Annotated in this window: 10 protein-coding genes; 2 read left to right on the top strand and 8 right to left on the bottom strand. The window is 27.2% G+C overall.

Features of this window, described 5'->3' with window-relative positions:
* Window positions 1–255: 255 nt before the first annotated feature.
* The 5 genes from Q1J78_RS05090 to Q1J78_RS05070 all read right to left on the bottom strand — a co-directional run bounded on the left by Q1J78_RS05090 (window position 256) and on the right by Q1J78_RS05070 (window position 9,184).
* Window positions 256–3,267: a cell wall-binding repeat-containing protein gene (locus Q1J78_RS05090; protein ID WP_300280467.1), complete on the bottom strand. Its 3,012-nt coding sequence runs from the start codon at window positions 3,265–3,267 to the stop codon at window positions 256–258.
* A 529-nt stretch (window positions 3,268–3,796) separates the two neighbouring features.
* Window positions 3,797–5,680, bottom strand: coding sequence for a selenocysteine-specific translation elongation factor (gene selB / locus Q1J78_RS05085; RefSeq protein WP_300280464.1), 1,884 nt, complete (start codon window positions 5,678–5,680; stop codon window positions 3,797–3,799).
* A gap of 30 nt (window positions 5,681–5,710) precedes the next feature.
* Window positions 5,711–7,093: an L-seryl-tRNA(Sec) selenium transferase gene (gene selA, locus Q1J78_RS05080; protein WP_300280472.1), complete on the bottom strand. Its 1,383-nt coding sequence runs from the start codon at window positions 7,091–7,093 to the stop codon at window positions 5,711–5,713.
* 54 nt (window positions 7,094–7,147) lie between these two features.
* Window positions 7,148–8,212 (bottom strand): selenide, water dikinase SelD, encoded by a 1,065-nt coding sequence (gene selD / locus Q1J78_RS05075; RefSeq protein WP_300280461.1) that lies wholly within the window; start codon window positions 8,210–8,212, stop codon window positions 7,148–7,150.
* A gap of 309 nt (window positions 8,213–8,521) precedes the next feature.
* A complete protein-coding gene (locus Q1J78_RS05070) occupies window positions 8,522–9,184 on the bottom strand; it encodes a helix-hairpin-helix domain-containing protein (protein WP_300280458.1) in 663 nt (220 codons plus the stop codon).
* A gap of 81 nt (window positions 9,185–9,265) precedes the next feature.
* On the opposite strand from Q1J78_RS05070, the gene Q1J78_RS05065 reads away from it, so the two are divergent.
* Window positions 9,266–10,669, top strand: a complete 1,404-nt coding sequence (locus Q1J78_RS05065) for a D-alanyl-D-alanine carboxypeptidase family protein (RefSeq protein WP_300280455.1) — start codon at window positions 9,266–9,268, stop codon at window positions 10,667–10,669.
* 93 nt (window positions 10,670–10,762) lie between these two features.
* Here Q1J78_RS05065 and Q1J78_RS05060 read toward each other — a convergent pair whose 3' ends face one another.
* Window positions 10,763–13,429, bottom strand: coding sequence for a calcium-translocating P-type ATPase, PMCA-type (locus tag Q1J78_RS05060; protein ID WP_442952153.1), 2,667 nt, complete (start codon window positions 13,427–13,429; stop codon window positions 10,763–10,765).
* A gap of 366 nt (window positions 13,430–13,795) precedes the next feature.
* Window positions 13,796–15,589 carry an aspartate--tRNA ligase gene (aspS, locus tag Q1J78_RS05055; protein ID WP_300280452.1) on the bottom strand — a complete coding sequence of 598 codons (1,794 nt, stop codon included), beginning with the start codon at window positions 15,587–15,589 and terminating at the stop codon, window positions 13,796–13,798.
* Window positions 15,590–15,919: 330 nt separating this feature from the next.
* Here aspS and Q1J78_RS05050 point away from each other — a divergent pair, with 330 nt between their 5' ends.
* Window positions 15,920–16,492: a GNAT family N-acetyltransferase gene (locus Q1J78_RS05050; protein ID WP_300280449.1), complete on the top strand. Its 573-nt coding sequence runs from the start codon at window positions 15,920–15,922 to the stop codon at window positions 16,490–16,492.
* Window positions 16,493–16,538: 46 nt separating this feature from the next.
* On the opposite strand, the gene Q1J78_RS05045 is transcribed toward Q1J78_RS05050, so the two are convergent.
* Window positions 16,539–17,139, bottom strand: a 601-nt coding sequence (locus Q1J78_RS05045; protein WP_330683275.1) for a hypothetical protein, incomplete at its 5' end; no start/stop codon positions are given.

The following is a 17,139-nucleotide window of genomic DNA, read 5'->3' as shown; positions in this document are numbered from 1 at the left end:
TTACATAATCTTTTTAATTTTACTCTTTACGTTTTTACAATTATCAGATATAATCTGATTATGTTATATTTTATCGGTTTGCCAATAGGCTTACTTAACTTTAATTAAATAATATCATCACACATACAAAAAGAGAGTATAATATTTATTATACTCTCTTTTTTCATAAAAGTATATAAGTTATACTCGAATACTTATATATTATATAATAAAAGTAAGGAAGGATACCTTCTCTACTTTCATAATTTTACTATTTTATTTTTCAAATTTTATTTGAAAATTCATTCCTCCAACTTGAACTGTATCTTTTCCTTTTAGAATACTCTTGTCAGATTTTTTATTAACTAAAACTATACCATTATTTTTAGCTAAAGGTGATGCTGTTAATGCATCAACTAATTTATCTCCATTTGCTAAGTATATTTTATCTGATCCTGAATAGAATTCATTTATAACTTTTTTATTTGTTTCGTATCGATTTTCACCTGCTAGTCTTTTTGCATTGTATTTAGATACTATTGATTTATCTACCACAGAGTTTCCACCTATTACATAATATTCAATTCTAGATTTTTTAGTGTGATTTGAAGATTTTCCGTTAGTTAATAGTATAGGTGCTTTATTTCTAGCTGCAACTGCTGAAACTGACATTGCATCCGCTTCACCTTTGAATCCATTAACTATGAATGCTTTATTGTAGTTTCCTAATTTTTGAGCTACTAATTCTGAAGTTTCAACTCTAGTTTTTCCACCAAGTCTTTCAACTTTTATATTAGCTGCAGCTATTTCTTTAGCAACCTTTTCACTTATAGCATTTTCTCCACCTATTATATAGACTTTTTTAACTTTTTTGATTCTGTCCATAGTTACTTTTGGTATAGAATCTTTCTTAACAAGAAGTATTGCTCCATTTTCTTTTCCTGCAAGACCTGAAGCAGATAATCCATCTGACATAGTCGAAGTTGCATTAACAAGAACTACTGTATTATATGATCCTAATTTATCAGCTACTTTTCCTGCTGTTTCATACCTATCTAAACCTATTATTTCTTCATGAGTATATATTGGTTTTGATGGTTTTGACGGTATATAAGAACTTTCTTTTTTAAATACTATATCAAGAGTAACCTCTTTTTTAGGCATAATAAATGTATATACATAGTTAGATTCTTTTGTTAATTTTACATCCTTAGATTCTATTGATGCTAAGTACCATCCTTTTTCAGGCTCTAATTCTATTTTTACTTTTTTTCCTTCTTTAGCTGAGTTAGCTCCTTTTATTGTACCTTCACCTTTTATCTTCACATCAACACTATATGTTTCTCCTTTTAATGGTACATCTTGATTTCCGTAACAATTTTCAGTATAATATGGTTCAAATTTTTCTAACTGTTCAGGAGTTAATTTATTATTACCTATTACTATTTCATCAAAATTAGGTTCAGCACTTCCCCAATAGTTTCTTTCCATAAACATATTTTCAATTATATTTTCTCCTAAAAATTCTATACTATCTTTTGCATTTTCTATAGAATTATATCTAAAATCTATATGTGTATAGAATTTTATTTTAGAATTTCCTTTTATATTATTATTTATTACTTGAGTTGTATCAGTCATAATATTTAATTTGCTATTTTCTAATTCATTATTACAAAATTCTACTTTTTCAGGGTATAAAATACTAGCAAATTCACAATTATTAAATTTATTACCATCTATTCTTATATTTTCACCAACATTATTATCTTCTGTTGCAAAATAAATACCATATTTGCAGTTTGATATATTAGAACCTTTTACTTTTAAATTTTTACATTGTTTATCAACTACTATTCCATAACTTACAAATCCATTTCCTTTTATAGTTAAATTTTCTATTTTATCTCCTTCTGAAGCTGATATAGCTCTTACTCCTTGTTGCTTACTTCCTTCTTTTAATCCACTTAAATCTATTGTTAAATTTTTAAATGTATTTTCACCTGCTGAATGCAATACAGCGTCATCATTTTGATTACTGTCTATTTTATTTGTAACTTTTATTGTATATTTCTCATTTTCACTTTTAGTTCCGTCTATAGTTATTCCTTTTATATTGTCTATTTGTTTCCATGTATCAACTTCTATATCTGAAACAAGTTTTACAGTTTTATCACTTTCTTCTTTGGCTGCTTTTATTGCTTTCTCTAATGTTGGATAGTCTTTTCCATTTACACTTGCAACACCTGCATGAGAAATATTTGTCGAACCAATATCATTTTCTGAAGAATAATATGGACCTACTATAATATCTACTGGAGTTGAGTCATTTAATTTTATTTCTGTTCCTTTATCACCGTAAGTAAAGTGATCAATTTCTTTAGAATCTGCATCTTCTATTTTTAAAGCCCCTACACCTCCTACATCTTTATGAGTAAAGTAATTATTTGACAAATCATAATTATTTCCTTTATTTGAATTTGTTCCAACTTCAAGAGCAAATCTACTTTCTATAAACTTATTATCTTTTATTTTTATTCTTTTTCCATCTATATTAGAATGATCCACACCTATAACTCTATTAACATTTTTAAATGTATTTTCAGTTATAGTAATGTCTCCATTCTGAGATTCTTGTGCTGTTAATGAAATTGCTCCTGATCTACCATTAGAACCATAATGCTCATTTTTCAAATCTATTTCATTATTTGAAATTTCACTGCCATTACTTACTCCAACCATTAATGCTCTCGCATTCATATTCACTTTATTTTTTATAAATTTAATTGATGATGTTTGATTACTGATTATTAAATTAAATATAGGTGCACCTGTAAATTCACACATTCGTATTGTACTAGTTATATTGTTTCCTATAACAAATCCAACTGATCCTTCTTTCGTATTTTCAAAATTTAAATGCTCTATCACTACATTATTAGCATTTATATTAAACATACCTCCACCTTTTATAGTTGTTTGATTTTTTGATATTCCATTTTCAACCTTTATACTCCCTCTTATTTCTACTCCATCAACATCAATAGGAATACTGCTTTTTAATTCTATGTCAGAATATATTACTATTTTTTTCTTTTTTTCTTGAAGAGCCTTTCTTAACTCGTCTTCAGTTTTTACAACTGTATATGACTCTTCTTTTGATATTGATTCTTCAATAGCCACATTGCTATCATCTACTTCTGCTGCACTTACTATTCCATTAGTTGATGGAACTAAAAGTGAAGCTGCTAATAAAAATGACAATGCCTTTGATTTTTTCTTATTCATAAATAACTCCTCCAATACTATAATTTTTAAACATACTATAACTTATAACTAAAAAAGTACAGAAAAATATATTCTATATGAATACAATACTTCTGTACTTAAATTCTAGTTTTATGTAATTTTCTGTATCAAAATAAAAATATATTGATTTTATCTGTCTGTACATTTCTTTCCTAATTACGAACATTTTATCAACTCCCTTAATACAACTTAATAATATCTCTATTAATATTATACCAAATCAATAAATAGAATTTAACGTTTTCATTAAATTCCTAAAAAAATAAATGTTTTTCTATATATTATATTTTTATTTTATATAAATTGCTATTTAAATATTATTTTAATAACACTAAAGTGACATTATCTATTTTTAAATAAAAGTATTAAATTTTATTTTTTTCTCACTATTTTAGCAATAAAATAATTTAATTGAAATCTTATCTATATAAAAAAGCAAGAATTATACAACTCTAGTAACAATACAGCTTTACTGTTTTAAATATAGTTGCATATTCTTGCTTTTCCCTTACATTAAAACTCTTTTATTTTCTATTCTTTTAGTAATTCTATTTCTATCAAAACTTTCAAGTATTATCATACAGTTTTTTCTGCTTGATCCTATAAGGTCTCTATATTCTCCTAGAGTTATTTCTCCTTTTTCATTTATATAATCGATTAATAATTTTTTTGCTTTTTCATATGTTTCCATATCCATTATATATCCATCCCCAAGCATTGCAACTGTATCACCTATCATAGCATCTAATACTTCTTTTGCTCTAACATCTCCTCCAGTTACTTCATCTATTGTAGGAACTGATTCAAATCCAGCTTTTTTTAGTATATTTTGCATTCTTCTTCTATTTTCTTTTTGTTTATCATTGAATACAACTTTAAAATCTTTAAGTGATACTATATTCCCATCCATCTTTATAAGTTCTTCTTTCTCTAATGAAGATAATACTATATCAAACTCTTTTGATTTAAATTTACTTTCTATTTTAGATTTTAATTCTTCTTTTAATATACCTGCTTTTAGTCTATTATGTTTATGATAATCAGAAAGTAATTCTTCAACTTTATTATACATATTTTTGTAATGGTTTATATGTACATACATATTTCCAATTATAAATATTTTATTTTCATTTAAAAGTTTATCAAGAGATTTTCTAATATCTTCTTCATGAGCACCAGTATAACTCATAATATCTTTTATTGTCGGATAATTTTTTGAATTATTTTTTAGATATTCTTCTATAATATCATGTAATTCGCCTTTTTCTTTTACTTTTAGCGCTTCTATTATATTTTCATCAAATCTCTTATGTTTTTTTGGAGATGCATCTATTATCACACCTCCACCAATTGTTGCCATAGGTGAATAGCTTCTTACTACAAATGTATCTCCTTTTTTAGATATTATACTTTCTTCTAACCTTAATTGTACAAATCCACCTTCTCCAGGTGCAATTTCCTCTTTATCTAGTGGTACTGCTCTACAAAGAATTTCTCTTGTCCCATGATATAATCTTAATCTATCCCAATGTTTTAATGATTTATCAGTATGTTTTACAATATTTAATTTAACATCTAACATCATAGATTCTTCTAATGAATCTGGAGCTGCTAAAACATCTCCTCTTTTTACTTCATCTTTTTTTACATTTGAAATATTTATTGCTGTTCTTTGTCCAGCATATGCTGTTTTTTCATCATCACCATGAACTTGTATACTTCTTATTTTTGCTTTTACTTTTTCTGGATATACTACTAAATCATCATCAACACTTATTTTTCCCTCTAAAAGCGTACCTGTTACTACTGTCCCATGACCTTTTATTGTAAATACTCTATCTATATTAAGTCTTGCTGGTGAATTTTCATTTTTTTCTTCTATTTGCTCGCTCATAGTATCTAATTTTTGAATAAGTTCAGGAATTCCTCTTTTTGATACAGAATCTACTTCTAATATTTCTGCATTTTCAAGGAATGTTCCCTTCATTCTTTCTTTTATATCTTCTTTTACTAGTTCTCTAAATTCATCATCTACCATATCACTTTTAGTTAATACAACTATTCCATTTTTGATATTTAAAAAAGATAATATATCCATATGTTCCACAGTTTGAGGCATTATACCTTCATCTGCTGCAACAACAAGCATTACCATATCTAATCCAGATGCTCCAGCTAACATATTTTTTATAAATTTTTCATGTCCAGGAACATCTACTATACCAACTCTTTTCCCACTAGGTAAATCAAAAAATGTAAATCCTAAATTTATCGAAATACCTCTTTTTTTCTCCTCATCAAGTGTATCTGTTTCACGACCTGTTAAAGCCTTGATAAGAGTTGTTTTACCGTGGTCTATATGACCAGCAGTTCCCACTATTATATGTTTCATTTTGTTTCCTCCTAATTCCGATAAATCAATTTAAACGAACGCTTTTTTAAGTTCATCTACTACATCTTTAAATTCATCTTCAAATATAGTTCTTACATCAAGTATATATTTATCATCATATACTCTAGCTATTATATGTGAGTCACTAAGTCTTAATTTTCTTTCTAATCTAGATACATTCATATTTTGGGGAGTTATAGCGATTGCTTTTGATTTCATTGTTTCAAGAGGCATTGATCCTCCTCCAACTTGAGATAAACAATCTTCTATATGAATTTCTGCATCTAGATTTAATTTTTCTATTTCTGTATAAAGACTATTTGCTTTTCTTTCTAATTCTTCCATAGACATAGTAATCATTTTTAATGTAGGAATATTTTCTATTGCATTTTTTTCATCAAGATACATTCTAAGAGTTGCTTCTAATGCACATATTGTAAGTTTGTCTACTCTTAATGCTCTTGTCATTTGATTTTTTTTCATAGCAGAAATATATTCTTTTTTACCTACTATTATTCCTGCCTGTGCTCCACCAAGCATTTTATCTCCACTAAATGTTACTATATCTGCACCCCGTTTTACTGAATCTAAAACAGTAGGTTCATAATCTAATCCATATTTAGATAAATCTATAAATACTCCACTTCCTAAATCTTCTATGACAGGTAAATTATGTTTTTTACCTAATTTAACTAATTCTCCAACTGATATACTTTCTGTAAATCCCATTATCCTATAATTACTTGTATGTACTTTCATAAGTACTTTTGTTTCTTCAGTTATAGCATTTTCATAATCTTTTAAATGTGTTTTATTAGTCGCTCCAACTTCTACAAGGTCAGCTCCACTAAGTTCCATTATGCTAGGTATTCTAAATGAGCCTCCAACTTCTACAAGTTCTCCCCTAGATACTATAGCTTCTCCACCTTTTGCCATTGTACTTAAAACCAACATAACTGCTGCTGCATTATTATTTACAACTAATACATCTTCTGCTCCAGTTAATCTTTTTATCATATCCGTTAGATGCACATATCTAGATCCTCTTTCTCCTTTTTCTAAATCATATTCAAGATTTGAATATCTAGATGCTGCTGTCCAAATTTCATCTTTTATTTTTTCACTTATAAGTGATCTACCTAAATTTGTATGAATTACTGTTCCTGTAGCATTTATTACTTTTTTTAAAGAAAGAGCATATTCATCTTTTACATTTTTTATTGTTTCTTCTATTACTTTTTCCATTGTAAGAGAAAATTTTTCACATTCTTCTTCTGTTTTTATATTTACTATTGCTTGTCTATTTTTATTTATTATATTTCTTATAGACTCTAAGACTATACTTCTAGGATATATTTCTATTAAATTTTCAATTTCTTTTTGAGATAATACTTCATCTACTGGAGGAAGCATTGCAAATAGTTCTTTTTTATTCACTCTAACCACTCTTTCTTTTGATTTATTTTATTATATTATATGTATAAATTTACAATTATCATATTTTTCTTTTACTTCTCCAACTATTTTAGCTGTTATTGAACCATTAGAAAGCATATCCTTTACTATATCGTCAGCTTGACTTGGATTTACAGCTAATAATAGTCCTCCTGATGTTTGTGGGTCATATAGACAATCTTCTATACTATCTTTTATACATTCATCTTTCATTACTTCATCTTGAATGTACCCCATATTATTATATGTTCCTGCTGGAACAATACCCATTTCGGCCATTTCTATAGCACCTTCTAATATTGGTACTTCTTTTGAATTTATTTCTATAGTAACATCAGATGCTTTTGCCATTTCCATAGCATGACCTAAAAGTCCAAATCCTGTTATATCTGTTACAGAATGAACTTCAAACTTATCTATACTCATAGCTGCATACTTATTAAGATGTACCATTGTTTCTATTACTTTTTCTTCTATTTCTTTAGATACTAAACCTTCTTTCATAGCTGTTGAAAGTATTCCTGTTCCAATTGGCTTAGTAAGTATCAATTTATCTCCAGGTTTTGCTGTAGAATTCGCTTGAACTTTTTTTGGATGTACTAGTCCTGAAACAGATAATCCGTATTTAGGCTCTTTGTCATCTACAGTGTGTCCACCTACTAATAACGCTCCACTTTCTTTTACTTTGCTAAATCCACCTTTTAAGATTTCTGCAAGTACTTGCATATCATGACATGATGGGAAGCAAACTATATTCATAGCAACTATAGGTTCTCCACCCATTGCATATATATCAGAAAGTGAATTTGCAGCTGCTATTTGTCCGAAAGTATATGGATCATCTACCATTGGTGTGAAAAAGTCCAATGTTTGAATTAACGCTTTCTCATCATCTAATTTATAAATAGCTGCATCATCTGCTGTATCTAATCCTACTAATAAATTTGATACTTTTTCATTATTATTTTTAGGTAATTGTTCTAATACTGATGCCAAAACCTCTGGCCCTATTTTCGCAGCTCAACCTCCTGCTGTTGTCATATCTGTTAATTTTTTATATATTTTTTTATCACTCATAAATTCCACCCCTAGCTTATTCAAATTTTGATTTGAACTTATTGCTTATATACTGTTTATATAAAAAAAATATAATTTTATTTCTTACGTACATTAATATAATTAATATACATACTCTTTTATATTAACATATTTTTTAATGTTTATATATAATTAATTGTTAGATTATTGTATATCTAATGGTTAAATTAAGATTATTATATATTTAATAAAATAAAAGCTAGTATTTTTATTTTTAAATATACTAACTTTTATACTTAATTTATTAAGTTTTTAAATATATAAATATCTCCTTTAAAATAATACTTTTTATACACAGACATTATCTTTCATATCTTCAAACTTTTTTTCTCCAATACCTTTTACATTTTTTAAATCTTCAATACTTTTAAAACCTCCATTTTCTTCTCTATAATTTATTATCTTATTTGCTGTAGCTTCTCCAATTCCAGGTAATTCGTCTAGTTGTTCAACTGTAGCTGTATTTATATTTATAAGAGAACCTGTGGACATCTCTCCTTGATTGTTTGTTTTTTGTCCTTGAGATGTATTTGAATTCGCATTTATATCATTTGGAATTTCCTCACCTACTTTAGGTATTATATAATGTTTTCCATCTACTAATTTTTCTGCTAAATTAATCATATTCATATCAGCCCCTTCTACAACACCTCCCATAACTTTTATTGCATCTGACAATCTATCTTCTGAACTCATAGTAACAACACCTTCATTTTTTACAGCACCACTAATATATACAGTAACTTCCTTATTATCTATATTTGTTTCTTCACTTTTTTTATTTAATTCACTATTTTCTTTTTTTATATCTCCATCATTTTCTGTATCTTCTGATGTAGATATTTCATATCTAGCATCCTCTCCTATTCCTAAAAATTTTATCCCTCCTATAGCACAGATAACAATTATTATTACTGCAAAAATTATTGTTTTTTTCTTTTTTTCGTCCATTTTATCACTCCTTTCATTCCTATTATTGACATAATTATGTTATACTAAAATGTAAATTAAATTTTTATCGGAGGTTTTTAAATGAAAAAAATATATTCAGTACTAATTGCTTTTATTATTGTCTTTTCTTTTGTTTTTTCTTCATTTGAAAATGTATTTGCTGAAGGAAAAGTTCTAGATTTAGAGGCTAAAAGTGCTGTTTTAATGGATTATGAAACTGGAAAGGTTCTTTATCAAAAAAATGGAAATGTTCAAATATACCCTGCTTCTACTACAAAAGCTTGGACTGCATATTTAGTTATAAAAAATGTTTCTGATTTGAACAAAAAAATTACTATAGGAGATCTTCCTTATATAGAACCTTCTAGTATGTTTCTTAAAAAAGGAGAAACTTTTACTGTAAGAGAATTGCTAACTGCTCTTATGGTACATTCTTGTAATGATGTAGCTTATGTTTTAGCACAATATGTTAGTGGATCAATACCTGAGTTTGCAGACTTAATGAACAAAGAAGCTAAATCTATTGGTTGCAATAATACTCACTTTAATAATCCTAATGGTTTACCTGATAAAAACCATTACACAACAGCTAGAGATATGGCTTTAATTGCTAGAAAATGTATGTCAGATCCTATTTTTAGAGAAATTGTTTCTACTAAATCTGTAAAGTTCCCTGCTACAAAGCAATATCCTCAAGAGAGGGTTTATACAAACTCAAATAAATTTCTTACTTCTCATTCCAAAATAAATTATAGAGGCAAGAATATTGATATAAAATATGATATTGTAGATGGGATAAAAACAGGATTTACTGAAGCTGCTGGAAAATGTCTACTTTCAAGTGCTGTAAAAAATAATCAAAGAATTATTGCTGCTGTTTTTAATTCAACAAATTATGGTATATATTTAGATTCTAGAACTCTGTTGGACTATGGTTTTGAAAATTATAATTCGTTTACTATAATGGATAAAGAAGACTATATTTCAACTAAAAGAAAGTGGTTTACTAAAGAGAAAAAACTTATCTATCAGCCTGAAGAAAGTTATTCTGTAGTATTGCCTAAAGGTCAATCTTTAACAGATGAATTTACTTTTGAGACTGATTTACAAAAGACTTCTCTTCCAATACATTCTGGTGAAAAAGTAGGTAATTTCTATATTTATAAAAATGGTAAAAAATTTAAAACTATAAATTTAATAGCTAAAAATGATGTTACTAGTAAATTTGCTTTTTTAACAGAAAATAAATTTTTAAGATTTATTTTTTCTATAATAAAATTAATATTGTTAGCTTTTATAATATTCTTTATATACTTTATATCTAAAAAATATTATAGAAAATATAAAAGAAAACAAATTAAAATTAAAAAAGCTAAAAAAAGACAAAATTCAAATAATAATAAAGTTAATAATAAATCAAACAATGTTATAAAAAGGGATACTGGAAAATCTAAAAATTCTACTAACCAGAACCATAAAAAATAACTTAAAATATCTATTGTAAGCAAAAAGGCTATCATCTCAACAAATGTTGAAACGATAGCCTTTTATTATATATTAAGTTTTTATTTCATACTATTATTTTCTAGAAAAATTTTTACTAACTTCCATAATTATTGTAGATGTTAATGCAAGTCCTATACACATTAAAAGATCATTAAATCCAAATGTTGATGGTATAGAGAATATAGGTCTTACTGATGGTATTAACACTATAGAATATAATAAGAAACATGTAGTCATAGCAAGTATAACATATTTATTTGAGAAGAATCCTATTTTTATAGCTGAATCTACATTTGATCTACTAGCTATTGTTTGTAATGTTCTCGCAAATATTAGTGTTGTAAACGCCATCGCAACACCAAATTCAGGAGATATTTTCATACCTAAGTACTGAGCAACTATAGTTACTAAACCTATTACTATACCTCTGAATATAATACGTTGCATTGTTCCATCTGCTAATATAGCCTCATTTGATGGTCTTGGAGGTCTTTTCATAATTCCTCTTTCTGTTGGTTCAAATCCTAATGCTATAGCTGGCAATGAATCATTTACAAGGTTTATAAATAAAAGTTGTAATGCAGTAAATGGATTCGTCCAGTTTGCAAAAACTGCAAATAGTATTGCTATTATTGCACCAAAGTTTCCTGCAAATAAGTAAGTTATTGACTTTTTAATATTACTATATACCGTTCTTCCAACTTCTACTGCATTTACTATACTTGCAAAGTTATCATCTACAAGTACCATATCACTAGAATCTTTTGCAACATCAGTTCCACTACCCATACCAATACCTATATCAGCCTGTTTTAATGCTGGTGCATCATTTACTCCATCACCTGTCATAGCTGATACACAGTCTTTTCTTTGCCATGCTTTTACTATTCTTATTTTATTTTCAGGTGATACTCTAGCATAAACAGTTATTTTTTCTAATTTTTTATCTAATTGTTCATCAGTTATATCATCAAGTTCTTGACCTGTTAATGCTATATCTCCTTCTTCCATTATTCCTATTTCTTTGGCTATTGCTGAAGCTGTTGTTTTATGATCCCCTGTTATCATAACGGTTTTTATTCCTGCTTCTTTAGCTTCTCTTACAGCATCTATCACTTCTTCTCTAGGAGGATCTATCATAGCAAGTAGTCCAATTAAAATTAAATCGTCTTCATCTTCTATTGATGGTTTAAATTCTTCTTTTACTTCCTTATAAGTGAATGCAAGTACTCTTAATGCTCTATTTGAAAATTCTTCATTTTTATTTTTAAATTCTTTTTTTATTTCATCTGTAAAAATCTTCTTTTCTCCATCTATTATTACATATTTTGTTCTAGAGAATATTATATCTGGTGCACCTTTTGTAAACATAAGTGTTCCATATTTTGTTTTATTCACAGTTGTCATTAATTTCCTATCTGAATCAAACGGAATTTCTTCTAATCTACAATTTTCATTTCTTATCTTTTCATAATTTAGACCATTTTTGTTCGCAAAATTTATAAGTGCTGTTTCTGTTGGATCTCCTATCTCTTGACCTTCACTTCCTATAGAAGAATCATTACAAAGTACTGAACATAGAGTTATTAAATCTGCATGTTTATTTTCTTTAAATTCCTCATTTGTAGATATTTTTCCATTTTCTGTTCCATTCATATAGAAATCTACTACAGTCATCTTATTTTGTGTTAATGTACCTGTTTTATCTGTACATATTACTTTTGCTGAACCTAATGTTTCAACTGCAGGCAATTTTCTTATTATAGCTTGTTTTTTAGCCATATTATTTGTTCCAACTGCTAGGACTATTGTCATTATTGAAGATAATGCTTCTGGAATAGCTGCAACTGCTATTGCAACTGCAAACATAAATGAACTAAGTACAACTGAACCAATATCATTAGTTCCAAGTACAAAGGCTTTTCCTACTTGTATTCCAAATATTAAAAGTGCTAAAAGTGTTATACCTACTCCTAATTTTTTACTAAATACTTCTATATTTTGTTGAAGAGGAGTAAGTTTTGAATCTGCATTTTCAAGTAATCCTGCTATTTTACCTACTTCGCTATTCATTCCTGTTCCTGTTGCTACAAAAATACCTCTACCATAAACTACCATAGAACCACTAAATACCATATTTTTTTGGTCTCCTAAAGGAGCTTCATCTTCTATTTTTTCTATATGTTTTAATACTGGTTCTGATTCTCCAGTTAACATTCCTTCAACACATTTTAATGTCTGTGCTTCTATTAATCTACCATCTGCTGGTACATAATCTCCAGCTTCTAATAAAATTATATCTCCTACTACTATTTCTTTGGCAGGTATTGTAAGTTTGTTACCTTCTCTAATAACCTTTGCATTTGGTGCTGAAAGAGCTTTTAAGCTATCTAATGAACTCTCTGCTTTTTTTGTCTGAACTACACCTAAAATACTATTAAGTATTATTACAGCAAATATTATTAATGATTCCATTGTTTCTCCAAGTGCAATCTGAACTAATGCTGCAATAAGCAATATAATTACTAATGGATCTTTAAAACTTAATAAAAATAATTTCCATACTGGAACTTTATCTTTTTCTTGCAATTCATTGTATCCATATTTTTCTAATAGATTTTTTGCTTTTTCTTTACTCAATCCATTTTTCGTTGTTTCCAAATTTTTTAAAACTTCTTCATAATCTTTTTGATAATACATAATCTTCCTCCATTTCTTCTCTTTTGTATAGATTTGTATCTTAACAATTTATTTTTTATAATAAAAAAACCTTGATATAAACCTACTCAAAATAAACTATTGTCTATTTTGAAGGTCTTGCTATCAAGGTATCTATTCTTCCTCGCCAGTTAACCGAGTATTTCTACTGTATTGACGACTAACTGCACTAATGTGTAAGCTACTCCCCTTCGAGAAGTTTTATTTATTATTAATTTATATTATATATCCTCATATAAAATTTGTCTACTTTTACCATGTTAAATTATTTTAACATACTTATAAAATTAAATTACACAAATATTTTTACAGCTTATATATAAAAATTGCTATACAAATGTATAGCAATTTTTATATATTCATTTCTTATTTAATTATAATCTAGAATTAATCTTCTTGTTTTATATCAACTTTTATGCTTAATTCTTCTAATTGTTTTTCTTCTGCTACTGCTGGTGCATTTGTCATTGGACATATAGCATTTTGATTTTTAGGGAATGCTATTACTTCTCTTATATTATCTACTCCTGCAAGAAGCATAACTAATCTATCAAGACCAAATGCCATACCTGCATGTGGTGGAGCACCATATTTAAATGCATCTAATAAGAAACCAAATTTATTATATGCTTCTTCTTCACTTAATCCAAGTGCAGAGAACATTTTTTTCTGAATTTCAGAGTCAGATATTCTTACAGATCCTCCTCCTATTTCATATCCATTTAATACAATATCATATGCTTTTGCTCTTAATGTATCTTTTTCATCAGTATCAAGTCTATCTATATCCTCATCAAGTGGAGATGTGAAAGGATGGTGTTTAGCAACATATCTTCCATTTTCTTCATCTTCTTCAAATAATGGGAATTCTGTTACCCATAATAGATTATACTGATTTTTCTTTTCTTCTAATATTCCTAGTTTTTCTGCTACTGCTAGTCTAACTTGACCTAAAGCATCATAAACTATAGCATCTTTATCTGCAACAAATAGAAGTAAATCCCCTACTTTAGCATTCATTCTTTCAACTATTGAATTTAACTCTTCTTCTGTAAAGAATTTTGCTATTGGAGAAGTTATTCCTTCTTCTGTTATTTTCATCCAAGCAAGACCTTTTGCTTTATAAGTTTTTGCACAATCTTCAAGATGAGATATTTGTTTTCTTGGGAATTTATCAGACATTCCTTCTACATTTATACCTCTTACACTTTTCCCTTTAACAGCACAATCAGCAAATACTTTGAAACCACATCCTTCTACTAAATCTGTTATATTTACAAACTCATATCCAAATCTAGTATCAGGTTTATCTGAACCAAATCTATCCATAGCTTCTGCATAAGTCATTCTCTGTAATGGTATCTGAATATCTACATCTATAGTTTCTTTAAATATTTCCTGTACCATTTTTTCCATTATAGTCATTACATCTTCAGCTTCAACAAAAGACATTTCTGTGTCTATCTGAGTAAATTCTGGTTGTCTATCAGCTCTTAAGTCTTCATCTCTAAAACATTTTACTATTTGGAAGTATCTATCCATACCAGAAACCATTAATAACTGTTTTAATAACTGTGGTGACTGTGGTAGAGCATAGAATTTTCCTTCATTAACTCTACTTGGTACAAGATAATCTCTAGCACCTTCTGGAGTTGGTTTTACTAGAAATGGAGTTTCTATTTCACAGAAATTGTTTTCTGTTAAATATCTTCTTACTATATTAGTTACTTGTTGTCTTAGCATTAAATTTTTCTGCATTTTAGGTTTTCTAAGATCAAGATATCTATATTTTAATCTTAATGCTTCTGAAACATCATCATCATCTTTTATATATATTGGTGGTGTTTCTGATTTATTAAGAAGTCTTAATTCATTTGCAAAAACTTCAATATCACCTGTTGGCATATTAGGATTTTTAGACTGTCTTTCTCTAACTTCACCTTTTACTGCAATTACATACTCTGCACCTAATTTTTCTGCTTTTTCAAAAGCTTCTTTATCTACATCTGTATCAAATACTATCTGGCAGATTCCGCCTCTATCTCTTAAATCAACGAATACAAGACCACCAAGATTTCTTTTTTTCTGTACCCATCCCATAAGTACAACTTCTTGTCCTATATTCTCAGCTCTCAATTCGCCACAATAGCAGCTTCTTTTTAGACCTTTTATTGTTTCCAAAAAAATTACCTCCGTCCTCTTTTTGCTTATATTAATAATTTGCATATAGTATATATTATATCCTATTAACACTTTATTGTGAATACAATGTTATTATTTGTTAAAATTAAAAATAATTTTCTTTTTATAAAACAATTGTACTATTATATAGAATATTATCATCATTATAAAATCCTATATATTATAAACTCTTTAATTTTCATTCTTTTTTATTATATCATACTTTATATCTATAATTGTATATCTTTGTGTTAAGTATATATCTAAAGTAGACATACTTGTATCTCTTTGATATTATAATTTTGTAGTTTTATTGTGGAGGGTATATTTATGAATTGCGATTTAGATAATAAATCAAATTTTTATTTTGAAAAAGAAGTTTTTTTGTCATGTGGAAAAACTCTTTATATAAGAAATGCTATTGGTTCAGATGCTGAATCTGTTGTAAATTTTTTCAAGATAGCATCTGATGAAACTGAAAATTTATCTTTTTCTTCAGAAGAATTTAATATAATTCCTTTTCAAGAAAAAATGGTAATATCAACATTTAATAAGTCTGAAAAGTCTATCATGCTTTTAGGTTTTATTGATGATGTTCTTTGTTGTGTTGCAGAACTTTTTTCTCCTAAAGAAGCTAGACTATCACATAATGCAGAATATTCTATAACTGTCTTAAAAAAGTTTTGGGATATTGGTATTGGAAATGCAATTACTAAGAATATTATAAATTTTGCAAAATCAAAAAATATAAAAAATATAACTTTGTCAGTAAGAGGTGAAAATTCTGCTGCTATAAATTTATATAAAAAATATGACTTCAATATAATCGGCATCAAGAAAAATTATATACAAATAAATGAAAAATATGATGATGAAATATTAATGCAGTTACAGTTAGACTAATTCTATGTAATTTATAAATAAAAAAGAAGGAAATTATCCTTCTTTTTTATTTATATTTTCTTTTTCTTATTAATTTTACAATACTACAAACTACTGCATAAAAAACTCCTGCACAAGGCCAAATTATCCAACTTTGATCCCAATTTCCCGTTAAAAAACTATATCCTAAATACATAGTTGTAATTGTGCACCAATATATAGTTGATAAATGTTTATTTTTGATATTTTCAATTTTTTCTTCTACTTCATAATCTCCTGTTTGTAGTATCTTCTGATATCCAGAATTAATAATACTTATATTTACTATTCTATTTACTCCTATTGAAACTATAAATAACATTATTCCAACCATTATCGATTCTACATATTTTTCTACTGTAAATGCTTCAGCTATAATTATAGGTACTGAACTTATAATACAAAGTCCTACTCCAATAGCCATATTTAGATTATATTTATTTCTAAAATTTTCATTTTCTTTTTCAACAAATTCTTTTGTTCTATTATCAATTTCTATCAATTCTTCCATATATTCATACTTACTTAATTTTAATCCATAAATTATAAATAATACTGTTGCAATAGATACTATTATCAATAACATACTTACACCTATACTTTCTGAAAATTTTTCTTTTAGTTTTATA

Source organism: Peptacetobacter sp., assembly GCF_029264495.1.
Classification (GTDB): Bacteria; Bacillota; Clostridia; order Peptostreptococcales; family Peptostreptococcaceae; genus Peptacetobacter.
Note: the sequence above shows the minus strand (reverse complement) of the source record. Positions and strands in the feature narration are given on the sequence as shown.